The following is a 21,967-nucleotide window of genomic DNA, read 5'->3' on the forward strand; positions in this document are numbered from 1 at the left end:
CTCTACGCAGGATGATCCATGCACGGACTGTTAAGACGCCTGTTCGCTCCTCGTTGGCAACACCCCGACCCCGAGGTACGCCGACAGGCCCTCTCTCGACTTGACCCCCACCAGGCTGAACAGCGCGAAGCGCTGCAAGCACTCGCGCATGATAGTGACAGCAGCATCCGCCTGTCGGCCCTGCTCGCGCTGGATGATGTCAATGGGCTGGTGATAGCCTACCCTGACCACAGCCAGCAAGAGGCATGGTTCAATGCCGTGAGTCAGCGGCTTAGCGGTCTTGAAGGCAGCACCGAACTGCAACAACGCCTGACCCTGGTGGAAGGGCTGGACGAGCCGCGGCTTTTAAATGTAATTGCCTTACAAGGCGACAACCTGGAGCTGCGCCTGACCGCCCTTGCCCGGCTAACCCGTGAAGGCGACCTGGTTAAGCAAGCGTGCCAAAACGGTGTCGCGGCTGTTCGTCATCGCGCCACCGAGCGCATTGAGACAGAAGAGGCCCTGAAGCGCCTGCTTAAAGACGCGCGGCGTGATCGTTATGTAACTCGCCTTGCCCGCGAAAAGCTCGGCCAGCAGCGAACCGATGCCGAATGGCTGGCCCGCCAACAGCAGCAGTTGGAGCACCTTCTTCACCAGATGGAACAGCATGCTCGCGCGCCTTGGGAGCCACTTTATGGCGGCCGCTTTCGCCATTTAGAGCGCGAATGGAAGAACCTGACGCCCCCTCCTAGCGCCGAGCAAGAGCAGCGCTTTCATCAGGCCATGCTGGGCTGCCGTAAAACGCTTCACGACCATGAAACGCAGGAGCAGGCTCGCCAGCAGAGCCTTGCCCGCCGAGAGGAAGCGGATCAGACACGTGATCAGCTGCTTGATGGGCTGGAGGAGACGCTTGAAAGTCTTCATCATGCCACCGAGCTGACCGTTCAGGATATCGACAGCCTGCGCGCCCAACGCCAGCTTTTCAGCCAACGCTGGCAAGCACTCTCGGACGTACACTCGCCCAGCGAGCCTGCAAGCCAACGCTACACGCACGTCATTATTCAATATGAGCAGTGCCTGGATGCCTGGCAGCGCTGGCAAGATGTCAGCGTCGTGCTTGAGCAAGCGCTTGCGGATAATGACCACCGCACCATGCGCCGCCTGCTTAACGAATGCGACTGGCCAAAAGCATTTACGCCGCCTGCGTTGATACAGCGCGCTCAGGCAACGCTTGCCACCGAGTCTCACACACCGGCAGCTAGCCCACACGCCTCGGTTTCATTAAGCACTTATGCAGCGGAACTCGATAGCTTTGAGCACCTGCTTGAGCGTGGCGCCTTCAAAAGCGCCAGCCATCTTCACCAGCGCTTAAAGCCGCAAATCGAAGCCCTGCAAATGGCGGAAGCCAAGCCGCTGAAGGCACGCTTAAAACAGTCCGGCGCGCGGCTGGCCGAACTACGCGATTGGCGCGGCTTTGTCGCAGGGCCCAAGCGCGAGCAGTTATGTTCAAGCATTGAAGCACTGGCCAACGACCCGCACATGGCGGAAACCGCGCTTGACCGCCACCACCGCCAGCTAGTGAAAGAGTGGAAGTCGCTGGGCGATGCCGCCGCCAACCGCGAACAGTCCGCGCGCTTTCGTGCTGCATCTGACCGAATCCACGAGCGGTTAGCTCCATGGCGCGACCAGCTTGGCCAAGAGCGTGAAGCGAACCTGCAGGCCCGCGAGCAGCTGTGTGAACAGCTTGAAACACTGCTCGCCCAGCCAGCAGAGGACGCCGACCCGGATGTACTACGTGAAATTCGCGACAAGGCACGCCATCAATGGCGCCACTACTCGCCGGTGCCTCGCGAGCGCTCTGAGGCTGTTGGTCAGCGGTTTGGGAAAATCCGCCACCAGTTGCAAACATTAATTGATCAGCGGGCCGAGCATATCGCCTCTCAAAAGCAGGCGTTTATTGAAGAAGTGCGGACGCTTCGTCACGACCAGCAACAACCCTTGGCTCAACGCATTACACAAACCAAGCAACTACAGCAGCACTGGCGTCAGTTAGGGCGCGCACCCAAAGGGGCGGAACAAACCCTTTGGAAGGCGTTCCGGCATGAGTGCGATCAGCTGTTTGCCCAGCGCGAAGCCCACAAGAGTGAGCAGGCTGCCCATCAGCAACAGCAGCTTGAAGCCATGCAAATACTTATCGATCAAATGGACAGCTGGCAACCCACTAGCGCCAATGAAACCAGCACGTTGGACGACTTTTTGAACCAGGTCAGCCAGCTTGAGCCACTGCCGCGAAACCGGCGTAGCGAAGGCATGCAGCGTCGCCTAAGCGGTATTGTGCGCGCCAAGCGCGAGCGTTTGAGTCGCCTTAAGATTGCGGATACCGTTCAGCAATGGCAACTTATTTTACCGCTCGTTAACGCGCACTTGTCCGCCGATCAGCGCTATCTGGACGGCGGTGCCGCAGAAATTATCAACGCTGACGGTATCATTAGCACGCCACTTCCCAGCGTATTTGCAGAGGCGCATCAGACGCGTAACCGTCAGCGTCAATCCACGCCACTCCCGTTGTCGCTGGACGATGAGGCAGCGCGGGCAGACGCCATTTCTCGGCTGCGGGTACATCTATCCCTGTTAACCAGCGGCAGCATCCGACAAAGCGACGAGCCTTTGCGCCTGGCGATCCAGGTAGAGCGCTTGAATGAAGGAATTCGCCAAGAGCGTAGTCGCGAAGAAGAAATTATCGATGTTTTAGCCGCGCTATTAGCGCTTGGCCCGGTATCGATGGCGCAGTGGGAAAAAGAAGCCAGGGAACTGGATAGCTTATTGCGCGACCTGGGGCATATCCCGCCCCCCTGATCGCCCCATCAATGCGACAACAACACAACGGGAGGCGATTCGCCTCCCGCTTTGCATGCTCCCTTGTGAGGAATAAGCCGTCGCGTAGGCACGGGTGGCCTAGCCCATAAATTGCCCACCGTTAATATCGATGTTGGCGCCGGTAATAAAACCAGACTCTTTATCGGCAAGGAACGTCACCAATCGACCAATTTCTTCCGGCGTACCGTAGCGTTTTACCGGAATCGTTTCGCGAATGGCTTCACGCACTGACTCCGGAATTTTCATAATCATGTCGGTGGCAATATAGCCAGGCGATACGGTATTTACCGTAATGCCTTTGGTGGCCGTTTCCTGCGCCAGCGACATGGTTAAGCCGTGCATACCGGCTTTAGCGGCAGCGTAGTTAACCTGGCCAAACTGCCCTTTACGGCCATTGATGGAGGAGATATTAATAATTCGACCATAGCCATTTTCGAGCATCATCTCGATCACGCTACGGCAAGTATTAAAGACGCTATTAAGGTTGGTATCGATGACCTGATACCACTGTTCGTAGGCCATTTTTTTCATCGTGCCGTCGCGGGTAATGCCAGCACAGTTTACCAGCACGCTAATTGGACCGTACTGTTCGTGGATCTCACGCGCAGCATCCAGGCATGCGTTATGGTCAGACAGGTCGACCCCGAGTGTTGTAATCTTCTGATAACCGGCAGCTTGCTGGGTGTCCAGCCAGGTTTTGGCTTTTTCGGGATTGTTATACCCTGCCACTACCCTATAACCCGCATCTGCCAACGAACGACAAATTGCCGTGCCGATTCCACCAGTTCCACCAGTTACCCAGGCGACGGGGGCTTGATTGGCCATTGACTACCTCCCTGATATGACAAATGGCTTGGACGCTAAGTACTGTTATGGTCCGCAAACCATTTCAAATAAGCGTCAAGCGCTTGTATCACTAACAGCACGCCACCGCTTTTATTGTTAGGCGGCCTACCGACAGTAAGCTTTTTATTGGGACCATGGGAAGCATAGCTTTACTCTTTGCATATTGCAGTACGATGAATATCAGCCTTTTGTGCTTTGTTTTCTACAAAGGGTTGACGTGGCGCAAAAAATCCGTAGAATACGCCTCACGTTGATGCGGGGTGGAGCAGTTTGGTAGCTCGTCGGGCTCATAACCCGAAGGTCATCGGTTCAAATCCGGTCCCCGCTACCAATATTTCGAGAGGCAGATCAGTAACTTACTGGTCTGCCTTTTTTGTGTTTATTCGTTGACTAGCGCCCTGTGACACATCTGTGTCGTATATGTGCCACATTCACTCCTTCCCTTTCTTTAACGATCACTTCTAACGACCTTCAGGCGACTTGCTCGCTGCCCTCAATTATTTTCATTTTTTGCACCCTCGTCTTGGTATTCCAACAGATCCCCTACTTCACATTTGAACAGGCTGCATAGTTTATCCAATGCATCTAAGTCGATCCGCTGGGCAGTTTCTTTGTAGAGCAGCGTAATTGTATTGCGGTTGAGACCTGTCTCACGCGCTACATCAACGATCTTCATCTTATGCTCGCCCATCAAGCGCGCCAGGTGACAACGAACCATCAAAACCTCCTGTGAAATCTTTTTGTCATTCTAAATGGCAAAAAACGCTTGCAAATGGTTTTTTGCTGTCTAAAATGCCATTTAGGATGGCATTCTGATAGCTGGAATGCCTTTTAGCCACGCAGAATATCACCCCTGTTAGAGGTTTTCGATGGAATCATCTTATACCTACCTCACGACCGAAGAGCTTGCTCAGCGCATCAAGTACGACTGCCGTACTATCCGCCAGCAGCTAAAAGATAGCGTCCTTATCGAGGGCACTCACTACATCAAACCTTTTGGCCGGCGGAAAATTTTATTCCTCTGGGAAGCCGTCGAAAAAGAAATGCTAAAAGCTGCCCAAGGCAATATCTCCATTCCAATGGCAAATGGAGGCTATAGCCATGGGTAAGGTTCGCCAACGTAAAGAGACGGGTAAGCTCTATCTGGATTTTTTCTACCAAGGCCTACGATTACGTGAGCAAACTGCACTGAAAGACACGCCTGCTAACAGGAAAAAGGTCGAGCAATTGCTTGCAAAGATAGAAGCAAAGATCTTGCTAGATGACCTCGACTACGCTGAGTTTTTTCCGGGCAGCAAGAATTTGCAAAAACTGGGAGCAAATGAAACGGCGAAAAACCAAAACTCTCAAACTCCCAACATCAAGGGCACACATACCCCAGTGGAAACACCACTCTTCAACGATTTTTCCGACCAATGGTTCGAAGAGAGCAAAATTCAGTGGCGTGCCTCTCACGTGCGAAATGTGAGTTCGATCCTGGATAGCTCACTGAAGCCAGCGTTTGGAAAAAAGCCGATTGGCGACATTACCAAGACGGACATCATGGCGTTCCGCGCCAAGTTAGCTAAACGTAAGGGGCGCGGCAGCACAGGGTTGGTGTCGTCCAAGACGATCAACAGTCACATGACGATTCTGCGCATGGTGCTAGATGAAGCAGCCGAGCGATTCGATTTCGAGTCACCATACAAAAATATCAAGCCGTTAAAGCTGCAAAAGACCCATATCGAGCCATTTTCGCTACACGAAGTACAACGCATCATCAATAACGTCCGCGCGGACTATCGCAACTACTACACGGTGCGCTTTTTTACTGGTATGCGAACCGGCGAAGTCGATGGGTTGAAGTGGAAACATGTTGATTTTGCCAAACGCGAAATCTTAGTACGCGAAACACTGATCAATGGCGAGACGGAATACACCAAGACCGATGGATCTCAGCGGGAAATCCCCATGTTTGGGCAGGTGTATGACGCGCTTAAAACGCAATACGCCGCGACGGGGCATTTAAGCAAATACGTGTTCTGTAATCAGTCAGGCCAGCCCCTTGATCACAATAACGTGACCAAGCGCGTGTGGTACCCCTTACTGAAGTCTCTCGGGCTAACCAAGCGGCGTCCTTACCAAACACGCCATACCGCCGCGACGCTGTTTCTGGCGTCGGGTGAAAACCCTGAATGGGTGGCCCGCATGCTGGGCCATAGCTCAACCGAGATGCTATTCAAGGTTTATTCCCGATACGTTCCCAATGCGACACGTATGGATGGCTCAGCCTTTGAGCGTTTACTTGGCAATACCACGCCCACCAAGTCCCAGAAGGAGCATCGTAATGAAACGGCTTGATAATGCACCAGCCCACCTGTCACGCACCTTCAAAGGCACTTATCGGCTTACAGGGCGTGTGGTCGAGTTTGATAATGCGAAAACGCCCTTCTTAAAGTTGCGGTTGAGCGATTGCATGGGAGATCACATAGCGATGCTCAATCTGGATAAAACTCAGGTGCCTGAGCGCATTGGCCACCTGGACTATGTCACCGCTTCCGGGGTGAAGTGTTTGTCTAATCAGTTCGTACTTGACGGGTTTCGCAAGGCGACCCGGGAAGAAGTGGCCGCGCTGGATACACTGCAATCGTTGCCGCGGGTGTATTGCCCAGTACCGGAGGTACTTGACCAGCTTGTCGCGACCGTGCAATCGCTTCAGTCGGCACATATGCGTAAGTTTTTGATGCTCGCACTGGAGCGCAAGGATCGTCTCGAAGCCTTTTTAAACGCGCCAGCCAGCGTAAATTATCACCATGCATATCCAGGAGGGCTGCTGGCGCATTCACTGGATGTCGCCAACAACGCTGTGGCTATGCTGCGCCTAAACGAGCCCAACATGCCGCGTCTGATGCAGGAAACATGTTTTGTCGCAGGGTTGTTACACGATATTGGGAAGACCTATACCTACGATTCAAAAGGCAAACCAAATGCGGCTTGGAAACTATGTAGCCATGATACGTTTACTCTGGAAGCATGTGCCTATGGGCTTGCGTATTTAGACAAGCACGAGCCGGACATTGCGATGACGCTTCGTCATATTTGGACATGTGCATCACCTGGGGCGCGCTACGGCCAACCAGCCGCGATGACGATAGCTCGTTATATTCGTGATGCTGACGGGCAAAGCGCCATGGCCGATAATCAACAGCGAGCATTTCGCACTAAATCTAGCTGGGGATTCAGCCGCCTGGGCCAGAACCTTTTTTGGCGTCCTGAAATCCCGGCTCTACAGTCACTGTAGGCTACATATGCTCATAGTCTGACACCGCCAACTGCTTAGCTTGGCGGTTTTTTCACTACGCCACCCAAATACACATTCATCCCGATGCTAGCACTCTTACCTTTGCTGCAAGATACCAATTGTGGCAATGGCTTTCTAAGCTAAGGCCTATTCTACTAATCCAGGACTGCCGAGCTAAATTCGTTTTCATGCCTAGGATGTACGTCCTATAGTACAGCTCTCTTTCTCACTCTGCTAAGCATGCTACTATCTAACCCTGCTTAACTAGATTAGATGACCACGCCTGAAAGGATGCTTGCTGATGTTCGATTCGTCCGTTGCGGTTGCCACGCCTGATGCCGTCGATCAGTTTATTGAGCGCTGGCAACACACCACCGGCACCGAAAAGGCCAATTATCAGCTATTCCTTTCAGAGCTATGTGCGCTGCTTGAGTTGCCAACGCCCGACCCCGCCAGCAAAGATAATAGTGAAAATGCCTATACCTTCGAACGCCGGGTGGATATTCAAAACCCCGATGGCAGCGAAAATCGCGGCTTTATCGACCTTTACAAGCGCGGCGCGTTTGTACTGGAAGCCAAGCAAACCGGCAAAGGGCTAGAAACCAAAGGCTGGGATAAAGCCATGCAGGCGGCTTATAACCAAGCCGACCAATATGTACGCGCCCTGCCCCCAAAAGAAGGCCGCCCAGCCTTTATTTTGGTCACAGATGTTGGGCGCACGCTGGCACTCTACTCTGAGTTTTCGCGCTCTGGCGGCACCTATGTACCCTTTCCAGACCCGCGTAATTACCGCATTAAGCTGGAAGACTTACGCCAGCCAAATATTCAGCAACGCCTTAAAGCGCTATGGGAAGCACCCGACACCCTTGACCCGAGCCAATACGCTGCTCGCGTCACTCGTGAGGTCAGCGCCAAGCTTGCAACCTTAGCGAAAACGCTAGAAGCCGATGGTTATGAAGTCGACCGCGTAGCGCACTTTTTGAAGCGCTGCCTGTTCACCATGTTCAGTGAAGACGTTGGGCTGTTGCCCAAAAACAGCTTTACCGACTTCCTCACCCGCATGAAAGAGACACCCGAACACTTTGCCGACGCCATTAGCTCGTTATGGGAAAGTATGAACAGCGGCGGCTTTAGCGGCGTACTGACGGCCAAGGTGATGCGTTTTAACGGCGGCCTGTTTAAAAACATTGACCCCATTCCGCTCACCCCCGAGCAGATTCAGCTGCTGATTGATGCCGCCAAAGCCGACTGGCGCTTTGTGGAGCCGGCCATTTTCGGCACGCTGCTGGAGCGCGCCCTGGACCCCCGCGAGCGCCACAAACTAGGTGCCCACTATACGCCCCGCGCCTATGTCGAGCGGCTGGTGATGCCCACGCTGATTGAACCGCTACGCCGGGAGTGGGCCACCGCCCAGGTGGTCGCGGAAACCCACAACCAGAAAGGCAAAACCGATAAAGCGCTAGAGAGCCTGCGCACCTTTCACCACAAGCTCTGCCAAGTACGCGTGCTTGACCCCGCCTGCGGTAGCGCCAACTTCCTGTATGTCGCGCTGGAGCACATGAAGCGTCTGGAAGGTGAAGTATTAAACCTGATTGCCGACCTCAGCGGCGGGCAAGACTCATTAGAAGCGGAAGGCTTTACCGTCTCGCCCCAACAGTTCCTCGGCATGGAAATTAACCCCCGCGCCGCCGCCATTGCTGAAATTGTGCTTTGGATCGGTTACCTGCAGTGGCACTACCGTATTCACGGCAGCCTCGATCTGCCCGAACCGATTCTCAAAGACTTCCACAATATCGAGGAGCGCGATGCGCTGATTGAATTTGACAGCCGCGAACCGCTGCTGGATGAAAACGGCCAGGAAGTCACCATCTGGGACGGCATCAGCATGAAGAAAAGCCCCGCCACCGGCGAGCTGATCCCTGATGAAACCGCCCGGACCACGGTATACCGCTACCACAATCCCAGACGCGCCGAGTGGCCGGAAGCAGATTATATCGTCGGCAACCCACCGTTTATTGGCGCCTCCACCATGCGCCGCGCACTAGGCGATGGCTACGTGGATGCCGTGCGCCAAGTATTTAAAGGCACGGTGCCGGAATCTGCCGATTTTGTGATGTACTGGTGGCATATTGCCGCTGAAGCGGCACGCAACGGCCACGCCCAGCAGTATGGCTTTATTACCACCAACAGCCTGCGCCAAACCTTTAACCGCCGCGTGCTGGAACCGCACCTGAACGATGCCAAAAAGCCGCTCTCGCTCACCTTCGCGATTCCCGACCACCCCTGGGTAGACGGCAACGACGGTGCCGCCGTGCGCATTGCCATGACCGTGGGCCGCGCAGGCGAAGCACCAGGTCGATTGCAGCAAGTAACAAGCGAAAGCAGCGAAGACGACCGCGAAGCCCGCAGCGTGGCACTAAGCCACCGCGAGGGTAAGGTATTTGCCGACTTGAGTATCGGCGCGGATGTGGCGGGGGCGGGAGCGCTAAAATCAAATAGCAGTATTAGTCAGCGTGGTTTCGAACTTGGAGGCAGAGGGTTCTCAATCACAACTGGTGATGTAAACGCTGCTGGCTTCGGAAGATATCTCAATACAAGTGTATTAAGCAGATTTCGCAATGGTAAAGACCTTAATCAGACTCCACGTGATAGATATCTAATAGATTTCTATGGATTAACAGAAAGACAAGCAAAAGCTAATTTTCCAGAGCTATACCAATGGGTTAAAGAAAGAGTAAAGCCTGAAAGAGATACAAACAGAAACAAAGCATTGCGCGAAAAATGGTGGTTGCACCGTGGGCAGCGCGAAGACCTTAGGGCAGCTCTGAGTGGGCTAGGTGATTATATTGCGACTGCTTATGTAAGTAAGCATAGATTTTTTGTCAAACTAGATAAAAGCATTTCTCCAGATGATGGGCTAATTGCCATAGCTTGCGAAAGTGATAGCGCCTTAGGTTACTTGAGTAGCAGAGTTCACACATTATGGAGCCTAGCCAGTGGCGGGCGATTAGGTGTAGGCAATGACCCCCGCTACAACAAAACCCGCTGCTTCGAAACCTTCCCCTTTCCTGAGCTGAACGACGAGCAGGCGGCGAAGATTGGCCAGCTTGCGGAGCAGATCGACGCCCACCGCAAGCGCCAGCAGGCCGAACACCCAACGCTGACGCTCACCGGCATGTACAACGTGCTGGAAAAGCTCCGCGTGGGTGAAGAACTCAACGCCAAAGAACAAACCATCAACCAGCAAGGCTTGGTCAGCACTCTGCTCGCCGACCACGACGCCTTAGACCGCGCAGTATTTAATGCCTACGGCTGGGATGACTTGGCAAAAGTACTAGTGGGCTTACCCGGTGCCACCACCCCACTGCCGGACAAGCCCGCCGCTCAAGCCCAGGCCGAGGAAGAGTTGCTAATGCGCCTAGTGGCGCTCAACAAACAGCGCGCCGCTGAAGAAGCGCAAGGCAAGGTGCGCTGGCTACGCCCCGATTACCAAGCACCGGAAGAAGCCGCCCCCACCCAAACCGAGCTGCAAAGCACCACAGCTGAGACCAGCGCCCCAGCAGCAGACAAAACCAAAGCCACCTGGCCCAAAGACCTCGCCACCCAGGTCACGGTTCTACGCGACATGCTTGCCCAAAGCCCCCACAGTGCGGAAAGCCTGGCCGCCCAGTTCAAACGCAAACCGGTGAAAGGCGTTGGTGAGGTACTATCGGCGCTGGCCGCCCTCGGCCAGGCCCAGCAAGAAGACAAACACTGGCGGCTGGTGAGGTAGCACATTTGACCTAGCGCTTTTCAATTTGGCGATCGATAGCAAATTGTCAGACGGCAACCTATCCGCTCTGCGATACAGATACTCGTTTCGCAGAGATTACTGCCAACTGACAGGTTTCTCGATGCGAGTGCTAATCATAAGCAAAAAATCACGCCACAGACAGATTGTCGGCGGCGTTGCTCTCAATGGGCGCGCTGATCACTACTTGGTCGTAAAAAACATAAATTTCACCTAGCGAGGCGTGCATCATGGGTTCGCCAGGAGGCAACGCCAGCTCACCGAAACTCACACCTGGAGAAAGACTCTCAAGCGCGAACTGATGCCGATGAAGGTAATAATTTTCGGCAGCAGTGAAGCCGATATAGATCCGATCATCGTCGCGCCAGGCGGTGGTTCGGAAGGCTTCTGTAGCCGGTAAAAAGTCACGTTGCGTCGAACGGTTAAAAGGGGAGCTTTTGTCACCAACCCCAAATATCTCTTCACGTGCCGCTACCGGTGTGACTATAAAGAGTGCCACCATTAGAAAAGCGAAGACTTGTTTCATGAGTTTAACGCCGCCTTTGGCTTATCTACTGGCTGGCGTCTGGACCAGGCAACCAGGGTAAAGCCTGCGATGAGCATCGGTAGTGTCAGCAGCTGCCCCATGGTCAACCAGCCAAAGGCAATGAATCCCAGCTGAGGGTCGGGGAGGCGTGCGAACTCCACCGTAAAGCGGAAGGCTCCGTAAAGTAGCAGGAAAAGCCCCGAGATCAGGCCCCTATGGCGCGGCCGGCGCGATAGCCACCACAGCACGGCAAACAACACGATGCCTTCCAGGGCGAACTCGTAAAGCGCCGAGGGATGGCGTGGTTCTGAGCCGAGCCCCATCATGGGAGGGAATACCATGGCCCACGGAACGTCGCTGATACGCCCCGGTAACTCGTGATTGATGAAGTTGCCGAGGCGACCCGCCCCCAGGCCGATGGGGACTAACGGAGCGATGAAGTCGGTCAGTTGTATAAAAGCCAGTTGATGTTTGCGAGCAAACAGCCAGGCAGCCACTAATACACCGGCAAGGCCGCCATGAAAACTCATGCCTCCTTCCCAGATTTTTAGTAACCAAAGAGGGTTGTCCTGCAGTTGTTCGAGCCCGTAAAACAGCGCATAGCCCAGGCGGCCGCCAATGATGATGCCGATGGCCCCATAGAAAATCAGGTCGCCCATATCATCATGGCTTAGGCCGAGTCGGTGGGCGCGACGCCGGCCCAACCACCAGGCGGCAACTAGCCCGATGACATACATCAAGCCATACCAGTGGATCTGAAGAGGGCCTATGGCGATGGCAATCGGATCGATTTGAGGATATTGCAGCATAGTCTTCCTTAAATGGTCATAACAGTTGATGTGTCTTCAGCAAAAATGCATCTTGCTAGGCTGTTTATCGCTGCCACTTCTCGATTTCTTGTATGACTCGCTCAACATCCTCGGGAGTGATGTAACCTATGTGTTTGTAACGGATAGTACCTTCGGTATCGACCACGAAGCTTTCTGGCGCGCCATAAACACCCAGCTCAAAACCTAGGTTACCCTCTGGATCGAAGATATTGACTTCAAAAGGGTTCCCAAACTCTTCAAGAAACTCGAGCCCCTTTGCCTGGGTATCTTTGTAATTGATGCCAACCAAGCGGACGCCTCGCGTGGCCAGGTCCAACAACTGCGGCATTTCATGCTTGCAGGTCGGGCACCATTCTCCCCATACGTTGACCAATGTCACCTGACCTTCAAAAAGGGATTCATCAACGCGCCGCGAAGGGTCTTCCAGCGTCGTCAGATTGAAGGTCGGAAACGGCTGAGCCAGCAGGGGTGAGTCTCGAGCGCTAGGATCCATTGATAAGCCCTGATAAAAGAAAAAGCTCAAGCCCAAAAAACCCAATAGGGGTAAAAACAGCAATATTCGCGATTTCACGTCTGCCCCTCATAATTGGTCGGAAGTAAGTTTCCGCTGCGCATTGCCAATACCTGCAATAACCGCCCCAGAGCAGCATTGATGTGCTATCAAGGCCGTCTAGACCATAGGCGTTTCGCCAGCAGCGGCAGCAGTGTGATGCCACTGATGAGAATCAGCGCGATCGTGAGGCCACGGGAGTCGGCGGTAATCAGCACTTCGCCGAACATGACGATCAGATACGCGGTGGGGATCACGCCGGCCAATGTGGCGATCAAAAAGCGCCAGAAGGACAGTGGGGTGATGCCCGCCGCATAGCTGACGGCATCAAACGAAATGAATGGTACCAATCGCGATGCAAAAACGATGAGCATCAAGCCGGTTTGAGAGCGCTCTTTTCCTAACCAATTGAGGATGGGACGAGTACGCGACCAGCGTTGCATCACCTCATAGCCGAGCAGACGAGCAATGCAGAAGGACAGCAGAGCGCCGGTTTCGGCACCGATAACGACATAAGCCGTGCCCCAAACTGGGCCGTAGATCGCACCGGCCACCATGGCAATCGGACCACTGGGAATCGGGCTCATGACAATTGCGGCAATCATCATGAAGATAATGGCCAATGGCCCCCAGACGCCCAACCCACCAACCCACTCGCGCAAGGCCTGCTTATCGGACAAGACCGACAAGGCGCCGGTCTCCATCAGGATCCAATACAGGGCCGCCAAGCCCATCAATAGAGTGAGCCCCAAAAAGAGCTTTTGCTTTACGCTAAGCTGGGTTGCCATATTCGTCCCACATCATATGCTGCCGTTTCTCCGAGCTAAGCGGAGGGTTTGTTGATCAATATTTTGCTATTTCCATTTTATTTTTTTGAAAACAGGTATTTGGCAAGCGCAGCAACACCAAGCACCAGTGCAATAATCAACAAGATTGCTATTAAGCCCATCCCCGCCATGCCCCACATGCAGCTTTCACTTCCCATCATTTTGAATTCCTCTTTAACAATACGGTGTTTGGTTTAGGCGCGATGAACAGCATCGTTTGGACGTGGTGTGGCATTGCTGGTATCCGGCATGAAACGGCGTAGCCGCAACGAGTTAGTCAGCACAAAGACACTGGAAACGCTCATGGCCGCCGCCGCCAGCATGGGGCTGAGCAATACGCCGATGAACGGATAGAGTACGCCCGCCGCTACAGGGATTAGCGCTACGTTGTAGCCATAGGCCCAGAGGAAATTGCCGATAATAGTTCGGTGGGTACGCTTGGAGAGCGCCGTGGCATTGACGATGCCTCGCAAATCGCCACTCATCAACACCACATCGCCGGACTCGATGGCGATATCGGTGCCAGTGCCGATCGCAATGCCCACGTCGGCCTGGGCCAAAGCGGGTGCATCATTGATCCCGTCCCCCACAAAAGCGACACGCTTGCCCTCCGCCTGGAGACGCCGGATCTCTGCCGCTTTCTGGTCGGGCAGCACCTCAGCGAGAACTTGGTGGATGCCAACCTGTCGGGCGATAGCATCGGCAGTGGCACGGTTATCGCCGGTGAGCATGGCCACTTCCAGCCCTTGCGCTTTGAGTGCTGCGATGGCCTCGGTAGAGCCCTCTTTAAGTGGGTCCGCCACCGCGATGACTGCAGCAAGCTGACCGTCTACCGCGGCATAGAGCGGGCTCTTGGCGTTCTCGGCTAACACCTTGGCGCGTGTTTCTGCCTGGCCGAGCTCGATTTCCAGCCGACGCATGTAACGATCAGCTCCCACATGCACCAAGTGGCCGTCGACCTCGGCTTCTATGCCGTAGCCAGGCTCGGCACTAAAGCGACTGACCGAGGGTAATTCCAACCCGTGGGCCTTGGCGCCCTGGACGATGGCCTCGGCAATGGGGTGCTCGCTTTGCGCTTCCACCGCCGCGACTAGTCGCAGAACCTCGTTTTCATGAGCGTTGATCGCTTCGAAGTCGGTCAGCTCGGGGCGTCCTTGGGTCAGAGTGCCGGTCTTGTCCAGCACCACCGTATTCATCTTGGCCAGCGTCTCAAGCGCCGCCCCTTTGCGAAATAGCACCCCCATCTCGGCCCCTTTACCGGTACTGACCATAATCGCCGTCGGGGTGGCCAGGCCCATTGCACAGGGGCAGGCAATCAGCAGCACGCTCACGGTAGTGACGAAAGCAAAGGACAACGACGGCGCCGGTCCGAAAACGAACCAGAGTGCGAAAGTAAGCGCGGCGATCGCGATGACCAGGGGTACGAACACCCCGGCAACCTTGTCGGCCAGCTGCTGAATCGGGGGCTTCTCCGCCTGGGCCGCTTCCACCATCTTGACGATCTGCGACAGCACGGTGTCGGCACCGACCCGCGTGGCGCGGAAGGTAAGTGCGCCATTCTTGTTGATAGTGCCACCGACGACTTCGCAATCCCTCTGTTTGGCGACCGGCACTGGCTCACCACTGATCATCGACTCATCAACGTAAGAGTGACCTTCCTCAACGATGCCATCGACTGGAACACGCTCCCCTGGGCGAACCAAAATACGATCGCCCGTGACGACGGCGTCGATAGGCAGCTCGACGGTTTCATCCTCGCGGATGACGCGGGCGGTTTTCGCCTGCAATTGCAGAAGCTTCTTGATTGCTTCTGAGGTGCGCCCTTTGGCAATGTGTTCGAAATAGCGACCGAGCAGAATTAGCGTCACGATCACCGCCGCCGCTTCGAAGTAGCTCACGGCGGTTCCAGTAGGGAAGAGCTCGGGCACAAGCAGGGCGGCGACCGAATAGAAATAGGCGGCGCTTGAGCCGATCATGACAAGGCTGTTCATGCCCGGATTAAAGTGCCGGAGTTCGGCGTAGCCGGCACGATAAAAGCGTGCGCCGGCATAGAACTGCACCGGTGTGGTCAACAACCACTCGATGCCCATCCAGCCGCGATGCGACATTAAACTCGTTAAAAGCGTTTCAAAAGTGGGAATCATTTTCCCCATGGCGATGATGACCACCGGAATCGTCAATATTGCCGCGAGCACGACGCGACGGCGAAGCTCGGCTCTCTCCTGGTCCTCGTTGTCCGTTGGTGGCGGCGCATCGGTATCCTGCGGTTCATAGCCTGCCTCGCGGATGGCATGCTGAATACGCGTTAACGAAACGGTTCCCGGCAGGAAACGAACGAAGGCCTTCTGGGTAGCGAGGTTAACACTTACTTCCACCATGCCGGGCAGTTTCGTTAGCGTTCGCTCTATCCGAGAGACACAAGATCCGCAACTCATGCCGATGACGGGTATGTCGATGCTTTCCACTACCGGTTGATAGCCCGCCGTTTCAATGGCGTCGAATAGGCTAGTGGTCGCGGTACCAGCTTCGACCTGGATAGCCGCCTTCTGTGTGGCGAGGTTCACTTGAGCGTTGATCACGCCTGGCAGCTGCCCGAGTGCACGCTCCACACGCCCAATACAGGAGGCACAGGACATACCACGAATTTCTATATCGACGTGTTGCGCCATAATGACGATCTCCCAGATAATTTATCGACGGCCCGACATGCGAACTTGGTTCCCGACGTTCGCAGTCGAGAGGGTGTCGATCATTCAGTCTTCTCTGCAATTGCTTCGACGATTGGGCAGCCTTCCTGCATAGGTCCTTCGCCTGCACACTCGTCCAGTGTTTTTGATAATACGGCTTCTATCCGCGAGAGATGTTCGATTTGCTCACGGATCTTGTGCAGCTTCTCCCCGGCGATGCGTTTAGCCTGCGCCCGGTCGCCGTTGGCATCCTGAAGAATCAGCAGCTCACGTATCTCGTCAAGCGTGAAGCCCCATTGCTTGGCATGTACGATAAACTGCAGCCTGTCCACGGCATCCTTGGGATAACGCCGGTAGTTGGCTTCCGTTCGCCGGGGGGCGGGCATGAGCTTTTCTTTCTCGTAATATCGGATCGCTTGGCTGGCAACCCCGCTACGTTCGGCAAGCTCGCCGATACTCAGTGTTTGCATGGCTTGTTTCTCTCTCGATACCCTTAACTGGGCTCCCTGCCGCCCTGGCGATAATGCCATAGCGACAGTCCTCATCCTGATACCACGTAATTCAATCTAACCATAACCTTGAAGCTGACTTTAGGGTCAAGCGTCTTTTCCTGCCCCAGCCGAACTTGCGGCGCGGTGTTTATTACACTGTTAAATGCTTGACCTTGAAGTGGCTGGAGGCCTTAGAATCGTCGCCGGTTCCTGGCACATATGACGTACGACAGCGCCGGGGCTGCGGATGTCATCCGCTTGAGCAGCCTGTCTTCATCACCAGGGAAGCGATCACACATTGGAATCTCTCTCTTCCATCGGCTTGGTCGGTGCCTTTATTGGCGGATTGGTCTCATTCTTTTCGCCCTGCACACTACCCCTGTTGCCGGCCTACCTATCGGTGGTCACAGGCGGAAGTGCCGGTAAACCCGACAGGCGGTTAGAGGCATTGACCCTCAGTGCCTTCTTTGTCTTCGGCTTCAGTATCGTATTCGTCCTGCTCGGGCTCGGTGCCAGTAGTTTTGGGCAACTGATGCGGGGGTATCGTCAGGAATTCAACTGGGTTGCCGGCTCGGTAGTGATCGTGCTGGGCCTGTTTATGACCGGTGTGTTCCGGTTGCCGTTTTTCCAGCGTACCCTTCAGTTCACACCCAACGTCCAGGGTGGCTCTCCGCTGACGGCAACAGTGTTCGGAATATCCTTTGCTATCGGCTGGACACCCTGTATCGGCCCTATACTGGGCGCTATTCTGATGTCCACGTCCAATTCTGCGAGTGCCCAGGCTGGAATGATTTATCTCAGCGCCTACTCGACAGGCCTAGCGCTGCCTTTTCTCGCCAGCACTTTACTGATTAACCGATTCGCTCTGCACCGGAAAAGCCTAGGAAGGTGGAGCGCCTATGCTCGCCCCGTCGCGGGCACGGTTGTGATTCTGATGGGTATCGCCATCGTCTCAGGTAGCATGACGCGGCTTTCCAGTATCATGGTCGACCTTTTTCCTTCCCTGGCGACACTGGGGTAACCTAGCCATTCGATAAAGTTCTGAGAAGTGTTGACCTACTCAAACAGTTGAAAACTCTGAACATATTAAGAGCTTCTCAGCCAAGCTCGAGAAGTTGGCTAGCATCCTCCGCTCTACATTTTGCCCAAGTAACTGCGTCTAGAACTGTCATGCAGCGGCCTGGCAAGGGATAGTCCACAACCGATTGTGCCTCTGGTCTCACCGAAAGCAGCCCGACGAACTCGTCGATAATCTTGGTTTCACGAATTTTAGGTACATCCCGAGACGAAACTCTGATCATTAAGCAGAAGCCTATGAATAGTCTCCTCTTCTGACGGAGAGCCGATACTGCCACCCCTTCAGTGGCGGGTGAGGATCTTTGCTGCGATGGGCGAAGTGATCATTTGAATCACGGCAAAAAAAGCGGCTGGAATCGCGATTTCTGATGGCAAACCGGAAGCAGCGACAAACGCTGCGGCAATGCTGAATTCTTTTTTACTGACCGTGAAAAGATAGGTAATCACCTCTTTGCGATCGGAGGTGAGTAACCGTGAGGACATACCTACCAGGTACCCAATCAAATTGAGGCACAGGGCCGCCCCCGCAATCACAAACGCATACCCACCATAGCCAATGATCGTGGCGGCATTCGGCCCGACCACGGCGAGTAGGATCAGCAGATACAAAATTGACCCTATCCCCGCATACGCTGAATCATGCCGTGCAAAGAAAGCCGAGAACTTTGTCCGCAAGCTGACCCCAATCACGGTAGGAACAAGCACGATTAGTGTTAATTCAAGAATAATTGAGCCAAGCGGCACATCTAACTGGAGGCCGGTGAGCCATAAAAACAGGAAGGGCACAATAAACGGACAAAACGCAGTGTTGACTGCGTTGAAAACAGCGGCAAGCGCCACATTGCCTTTCGCCATCAGTACCAAAAGAGGAGAGGACACATCCGTCGGCAGAGTGCCGAGCAAAGTTTGGCCAACAGCCAGCGGGCCGCTTCCAAAAAATAGACGGCCCGTTAGCCACCCGGCAATCGACATTGGCCCATAGACCAGCCCCAATGCCAACAGCTGCCGTGACGGCTTACGGAACACGATGCGCACTGCATGCGCATCGAATGTGAGGCTGATGATCAACATCAGTAATGCCAGTAATGGCCCAATCGCGAACTCAAGCATTATTCCGGTGGACGGAAAAAGTAAGCCTACCCCCGCAACGACGATTACAAACCAGACAAGGTGCGCCTCGACAAAATAAATGAATCTACTCATGGAGGTTGGACGTTACCGGATGAAGTGGATTGAGCCCCGCACCTAAAACATGATCACCTTCAGCCCAGCACACAAAGACTCGCTTGGGAGCTAGGGACGTGCTTCCCAATCCAGGGGTGCAAATAAACAATGCTCAAGGGTTGAAGCTTTAGTTGCTAGAGGTTTTATAGTGCCAAGAAGCAATAATTCGAGAGAGGGTAACAGATGGGACATCATCATGATCATCCCCACATTGATCCTGCCTCTGGCGACCGGCGCGTCAGCATCTCCATTTGGGCCAATGGGCTCTTAACCATCGCTCAAATCGTCGGTGGTATTATGGCGGGAAGCCTATCGCTGATCGCTGATGCGTTACATAACTTTTCTGACATGGCTGCGTTAGTCATTGCCTTTGCCGCTCGTAAAATCGCCAGGCGGCCCGCCGATGCGCACATGACTTTTGGCTATGGCCGGATCGAGATAGTGGCAGCACTCATCAACTACACAACCCTCATTATTGTCGGCGTCTACCTGATTTACGAAGGCGCTATGCGGATGATCGATCCTCCTGAGATAGAGGGATGGACGATCGTGATTATTGGTGGCGTCGCGCTTGTCGTCGATGCCCTAACCGCCATGCTCACGTGGTCAATGCAAAAAGGGAGTGTCAATATCCGCGCCCTTTTTCTGCATAACTTATCGGATGCGTTTGCTTCCATCGCCGTGATTATCGGTGGTTCGCTTATTTTACTGTACGACATGCGCTGGGTAGACCCCGCGATCACGATAGGGATTGCGCTATATATTCTTTACCTTGCCTTCTCTGAAATTGGTGGCCCTATCCGTACGCTAATGCTGGGATCTCCCCCGGACATCGACGGGCAGGCAGTCGTTGAGACCGTACGAGATATCGAGGGAGTCCAGGATATTCACCATGTGCATCTATGGCAGATGCAGGAAAACACGGCAGCCCTTGATTGCCACGTAGTTCTGACAGAAAACGGCTGGCAGCAGCTTGAATCCGTCAAAGCAGAGATCAAGGAGCAGATTAACACGCGCTTCAATATTGCTCATTCCAGCCTAGAGTTTGAGCATAGTGACCACGCGCATCAAAATGCCAATCTATATGGTCATGGGTGACAGACCGAGGTCGACTCACGGCTCAGGTAGCTAGCGAGCAGCTTAGTCCGTGCGATTGTCTTATTTTGCAACCCGACTTTTCTAGCCCATCGTTGAGACAGAGAGAGAAACATGTTCAAAAAAGCGTCTTTTATATTGGCCGGTACGTTAATGCTGACCGCTGCGATCGTCGCCGTATCGAAACCTGCCCTCTTTGACATGCAAGCTCAGGCAGCAAAAGAGAGTGGTGCCCAGGCCGAGGACTCCTTGGTGCGTTCACACTCCCCCATCTTGGGACGAGAAGACGCGCCGGTGACGATTGTGGAATTCTTCGATCCGGCTTGCGAAGCCTGCCGTGCTTTCTACCCCCTGACAAAAAGTATTCTGGAAACCTACCCAGAAAAAGTACGGCTTATCGTGCGTTACACTCCTTTCCACGGCGACGTATCAAACAAGGCCATTCGAGTATTAGAAGTCGCTCGTCGTCAGGGCGTCTTTGAACCGGTACTGGAGAGGCTGCTGGCTCGCCAGGAGGAATGGGCCTCGCATGGCAGTTTTGATGAATCCGCTATCCTCGATATCGCGAGCCAAGGGGGCCTTGATCGTGCCGCTGCCGAAGAGCAACTTACTTCTGCTGAGGTGCAGGCGGTGATAGACCAAGACATGGCGGATGTCAGAGCCAATCAGATTCGCCAAACACCCACTTTTTTTGTCAATGGCGAGCCATTAGACCCCTTTGGTATGCAAGAGCTGATTGATGCCGTTGAGAGTGAAGTAGCGGAGATCTCTGATGACGAGGAAGGTCAGTGATGCAGCGCTGGTGGTTATTAGGCTTAGTGGGTTTTTACCCCCTGCTAGCCCAAGCCAATTGGCAAACGCATCTTTCGTTGCCGTCATCTGAACCCACCCCCGCTAGGTCACAGGCGGCTAACGAGCAAGAAATTACCTCGCCGCTCGATAGCGTTGATACCCTAACCTTTGGGCGTGATGTCGTCATTGATACCACCCTCTACGAGGCTTTAGGAGCAGAAGGTGTCCCTACGCGTTTCGCCACTAAATTGGAAACACTGCTCAGCGAATTTATCGAATCTCCGCTGGAGTTTTCAGGCAGTGAACGTATCCAGTTAGTGTGGGAAGAAGATCGACGCCAGGACGGCACCCTCATTGGGCCACCTCGCCTAAGTTATGCGGCTTTGCCTGATCAGGCAGAGCCCTTGGAGGTCATATGGCCGGTCGCCCAAAAGGGGGACGTAGCTCTTTTCAAAAACGACAGCCTACTAGGCACGTTGCGGTTGCCCGTGCTTAGTGCCCGCTTAACGTCTCGCTTTGGGAATCGGCGACATCCTGTGTATGGAGGAGTTCGTCCTCATAATGGGATTGACTTAGCTGCACCGACGGGAACACCGGTAATCGCCACCGCACCTGGGCGCGTATCCTTTATGGGTCGCCAAGGGGGATATGGGCAGGTGATCGAGGTGGAGCACGACACAGGAGCAATGAGTCGCTACACACACCTTAGCCGATTTTCCCCACAGTTAGTGGTTGGGGATTTAGTCAACGCGGGGGAGTCGCTCGGAGAGGTAGGTTCGTCCGGGGTCGCCACGGGCCCCAACCTGCATTACGAAGTGAGAGTCAATAACCAGCCTGTTGACCCCCTTGATCAAGGTCAGCGCATCATGTTGGGCGAACAGCCGACTCAGAGTGAATATCAAGCGTCACTTTACGAGGCAAGAGATCGCTTGGAACATGCTATCGGCACGGCGTCCATTTATGACTTGATCTCGTTTAACGAGCCATAACGACCCATGCTTAACAGCTTTGCATAGATCGTTAGCAACGTGAACGTGTGCTTGCCTCTTTATGGAACCCGAGCCATTTGATCACTCAGCTATCACTACATAGGTAA

Annotated in this window: 19 protein-coding genes and 1 tRNA gene; 10 read left to right on the forward strand and 10 right to left on the reverse strand. The window is 54.2% G+C overall.

Annotation, left to right across the window (positions count from 1 at the left end):
• Positions 1-18 precede the first annotated feature (18 nt).
• Positions 19-2,835, forward strand: coding sequence for a DUF349 domain-containing protein (locus ACT3RU_RS06200; protein ID WP_192527227.1), 2,817 nt, complete (start codon positions 19-21; stop codon positions 2,833-2,835).
• Between the two features lie 99 nt (positions 2,836-2,934).
• Here the strand turns inward: ACT3RU_RS06200 and phbB are convergent, their stop codons facing one another.
• Positions 2,935-3,681, reverse strand: coding sequence for an acetoacetyl-CoA reductase (gene phbB, locus ACT3RU_RS06205; protein ID WP_192527228.1), 747 nt, complete (start codon positions 3,679-3,681; stop codon positions 2,935-2,937).
• Positions 3,682-3,956: 275 nt separating this feature from the next.
• On the opposite strand from phbB, the gene ACT3RU_RS06210 reads away from it, so the two are divergent.
• Positions 3,957-4,033: transfer RNA gene (locus ACT3RU_RS06210), tRNA-Met, on the forward strand.
• 162 nt (positions 4,034-4,195) lie between these two features.
• On the opposite strand, the gene ACT3RU_RS06215 is transcribed toward ACT3RU_RS06210, so the two are convergent.
• The gene (locus tag ACT3RU_RS06215; RefSeq protein WP_253024429.1) at positions 4,196-4,420 is read right to left on the reverse strand and encodes a helix-turn-helix domain-containing protein; all 225 of its coding nucleotides are present in this window, start codon (positions 4,418-4,420) and stop codon (positions 4,196-4,198) included.
• 151 nt (positions 4,421-4,571) lie between these two features.
• Between ACT3RU_RS06215 and ACT3RU_RS06220 the strand changes: the two genes are divergently transcribed.
• The 4 genes from ACT3RU_RS06220 (at position 4,572) to ACT3RU_RS06235 (ending at position 10,754) form a co-directional block, all read left to right on the forward strand.
• Positions 4,572-4,811 (forward strand): hypothetical protein, encoded by a 240-nt coding sequence (locus ACT3RU_RS06220; RefSeq protein WP_253024431.1) that lies wholly within the window; start codon positions 4,572-4,574, stop codon positions 4,809-4,811.
• Positions 4,804-6,042 carry a site-specific integrase gene (locus ACT3RU_RS06225; protein WP_253024433.1) on the forward strand — a complete coding sequence of 413 codons (1,239 nt, stop codon included), beginning with the start codon at positions 4,804-4,806 and terminating at the stop codon, positions 6,040-6,042. Before ACT3RU_RS06220 ends, ACT3RU_RS06225 begins: the two co-directional genes overlap by 8 nt.
• The gene (locus tag ACT3RU_RS06230; protein ID WP_253024435.1) at positions 6,029-6,982 is read left to right on the forward strand and encodes a TraI domain-containing protein; all 954 of its coding nucleotides are present in this window, start codon (positions 6,029-6,031) and stop codon (positions 6,980-6,982) included. Before ACT3RU_RS06225 ends, ACT3RU_RS06230 begins: the two co-directional genes overlap by 14 nt.
• Positions 6,983-7,283: 301 nt before the next feature.
• Positions 7,284-10,754, forward strand: a complete 3,471-nt coding sequence (locus tag ACT3RU_RS06235) for a class I SAM-dependent DNA methyltransferase (RefSeq protein ID WP_483392565.1) — start codon at positions 7,284-7,286, stop codon at positions 10,752-10,754.
• 148 nt (positions 10,755-10,902) lie between these two features.
• On the opposite strand, the gene ACT3RU_RS06240 is transcribed toward ACT3RU_RS06235, so the two are convergent.
• The 7 genes from ACT3RU_RS06240 to ACT3RU_RS06270 form a co-directional block, all read right to left on the reverse strand.
• The gene (locus ACT3RU_RS06240; protein WP_483392566.1) at positions 10,903-11,298 is read right to left on the reverse strand and encodes a protein-disulfide reductase DsbD N-terminal domain-containing protein; all 396 of its coding nucleotides are present in this window, start codon (positions 11,296-11,298) and stop codon (positions 10,903-10,905) included.
• Entirely contained in the window at positions 11,295-12,107 is an 813-nt protein-coding gene (gene lgt / locus ACT3RU_RS06245) for a prolipoprotein diacylglyceryl transferase (RefSeq protein WP_483392567.1), read from the reverse strand. Before lgt ends, ACT3RU_RS06240 begins: the two co-directional genes overlap by 4 nt.
• Before the next feature lie 64 nt (positions 12,108-12,171).
• The gene (locus ACT3RU_RS06250; protein ID WP_483392568.1) at positions 12,172-12,699 is read right to left on the reverse strand and encodes a DsbE family thiol:disulfide interchange protein; all 528 of its coding nucleotides are present in this window, start codon (positions 12,697-12,699) and stop codon (positions 12,172-12,174) included.
• Between the two features lie 89 nt (positions 12,700-12,788).
• Positions 12,789-13,466, reverse strand: coding sequence for a TVP38/TMEM64 family protein (locus ACT3RU_RS06255; protein ID WP_483392569.1), 678 nt, complete (start codon positions 13,464-13,466; stop codon positions 12,789-12,791).
• Between the two features lie 77 nt (positions 13,467-13,543).
• A complete protein-coding gene (locus ACT3RU_RS06260) occupies positions 13,544-13,666 on the reverse strand; it encodes a hypothetical protein (RefSeq protein ID WP_483392570.1) in 123 nt (40 codons plus the stop codon).
• 33 nt (positions 13,667-13,699) lie between these two features.
• Positions 13,700-16,174, reverse strand: coding sequence for a heavy metal translocating P-type ATPase (locus ACT3RU_RS06265; RefSeq protein ID WP_483392571.1), 2,475 nt, complete (start codon positions 16,172-16,174; stop codon positions 13,700-13,702).
• A gap of 80 nt (positions 16,175-16,254) precedes the next feature.
• Entirely contained in the window at positions 16,255-16,662 is a 408-nt protein-coding gene (locus ACT3RU_RS06270; RefSeq protein WP_483392572.1) for a heavy metal-responsive transcriptional regulator, read from the reverse strand.
• Positions 16,663-16,981: 319 nt separating this feature from the next.
• Between ACT3RU_RS06270 and ACT3RU_RS06275 the strand changes: the two genes are divergently transcribed.
• Positions 16,982-17,704 (forward strand): cytochrome c biogenesis CcdA family protein, encoded by a 723-nt coding sequence (locus ACT3RU_RS06275; protein WP_483392573.1) that lies wholly within the window; start codon positions 16,982-16,984, stop codon positions 17,702-17,704.
• 338 nt (positions 17,705-18,042) lie between these two features.
• Here the strand turns inward: ACT3RU_RS06275 and ACT3RU_RS06280 are convergent, their stop codons facing one another.
• A complete protein-coding gene (locus ACT3RU_RS06280) occupies positions 18,043-18,963 on the reverse strand; it encodes a bile acid:sodium symporter family protein (RefSeq protein WP_483392574.1) in 921 nt (306 codons plus the stop codon).
• A gap of 204 nt (positions 18,964-19,167) precedes the next feature.
• Between ACT3RU_RS06280 and ACT3RU_RS06285 the strand changes: the two genes are divergently transcribed.
• The 3 genes from ACT3RU_RS06285 (at position 19,168) to ACT3RU_RS06295 (ending at position 21,860) form a co-directional block, all read left to right on the forward strand.
• Positions 19,168-20,082, forward strand: a complete 915-nt coding sequence (locus tag ACT3RU_RS06285) for a cation diffusion facilitator family transporter (RefSeq protein WP_483392575.1) — start codon at positions 19,168-19,170, stop codon at positions 20,080-20,082.
• A gap of 111 nt (positions 20,083-20,193) precedes the next feature.
• On the forward strand, positions 20,194-20,871 hold the full coding sequence (locus ACT3RU_RS06290) for a DsbA family protein (RefSeq protein ID WP_483392576.1): 678 nt from the start codon (positions 20,194-20,196) through the stop codon (positions 20,869-20,871).
• Positions 20,871-21,860 (forward strand): M23 family metallopeptidase, encoded by a 990-nt coding sequence (locus ACT3RU_RS06295; RefSeq protein WP_483392577.1) that lies wholly within the window; start codon positions 20,871-20,873, stop codon positions 21,858-21,860. The genes ACT3RU_RS06290 and ACT3RU_RS06295 overlap by 1 nt, the downstream gene beginning before the upstream one ends.
• The last annotated feature ends 107 nt before the right edge of the window (positions 21,861-21,967 follow it).

This window comes from Halomonas sp. TP35 (assembly GCF_052375975.1).
Classification (GTDB): domain Bacteria; phylum Pseudomonadota; class Gammaproteobacteria; order Pseudomonadales; family Halomonadaceae; genus Vreelandella; species Vreelandella citrativorans.